Raw genomic sequence first — 1120 nt, forward strand, 5'->3', positions numbered from 1 at the left:
CATCTGCGCGCTGGTCTACAACGACAAGCAGTGGGGCAGCTTCCTGCGCGCGGTCGGGCGCGATGTGCTGCTGGAGGACGAGCGCTTCGCCTCCTATGCCGGCCGCTCCCGCCACATCGACTTCGTGTACGGCGTGCTCGGCACCATCTTCGAGGAGAAGTCGACCGCGGAGTGGGGGGGAATTCTCGATCGCGCCGACGTCCCGTTCATGCCGATGCACGACCTGGAGAGCATCCTGCAAGACCCCCACCTGAAGGCGACCGGTTTCTTCTCGATGGTCGAGCACCCGAGCGAGGGGCCGATCCGCACGATGCGCATGCCGATGACCTGGCAGTAAAGTACGCCCGATACGGCAAGGACTGCGCCGCGCCAGGGCGAACACACCCGCGAGATCCTGCAGCAGGCCGGCTACGACAGCCACGCGATCGACGCGATGCTGGCCGAGGGCACTGCGGCCGAGGCGCTGCCGCTCCCGGGCATCTCCCCGGGAGGCGAACGATGAATGACGAAGTTACCTACGAAGTCGTCGAAGGCTGCATCGCCGTCGTCACCCTCAACCGGCCTGCGCAGCGCAACGCCATCAATCGCGGCGTCATCGACGGATTGCGAAAGGCATGGCACACGCTGGAGCAGGATGACGCGGTGCGCGTCGGCATCCTCACCGGCAGCGGCGACCAGGCCTTCTGCGCGGGCATGGACCTGAAGGAGGCGACCGCGACGGGGCTGCGCGTGCCGCCGCGCGACATGCTGCCGGTGCTCGGCGATGTTGAGCACGTGAGCAAGCCGATGATCGCTGCAGTCAACGGCGTGGCCTATGCGGGTGGTTGGCTGTTCGCGCAGATGTGCGACCTGTGCATTGCCGCGGACCACGCGAAGTTCGGTATCACCGAGGCCAAGGTGGGCCGGGGCATGCCCTGGGCGGCGCCGCTCGCGCACATGCTGCCGCAGCGCGTGATGATGGAACTGCTGCTCACCGGGCAACCGATGCCGGCGCAGCGCGCTTTGGCCCTGGGCTTCGTCAACGACGTCGTTCCGCTGGCGCAGCTGCGCGAGCGCGGCGCCGGCCACAGCAAGGTCTTCGTCGGCGGAACGATTCCGGCGGAAGACCAGCCGCACCTGA

The 1120-nt window shown here is 67.7% G+C and carries 2 protein-coding genes; both read left to right on the top strand.

From position 1 onward, the window contains the following. Positions 1–337 (top strand): CoA transferase (locus tag ACSFA3_RS25105; RefSeq protein WP_435508056.1); only part of this gene is annotated, 337 nt, incomplete at its 5' end. A 161-nt stretch (positions 338–498) separates the two neighbouring features. After that, on the top strand, positions 499–1120 hold a 622-nt coding region (locus tag ACSFA3_RS25110), incomplete at its 3' end, for an enoyl-CoA hydratase/isomerase family protein (protein ID WP_435508057.1).

Origin of the sequence: Variovorax glucosi, from assembly GCF_051216695.1 — a bacterium.
Taxonomy (GTDB): Bacteria; Pseudomonadota; Gammaproteobacteria; order Burkholderiales; family Burkholderiaceae_C; genus Variovorax.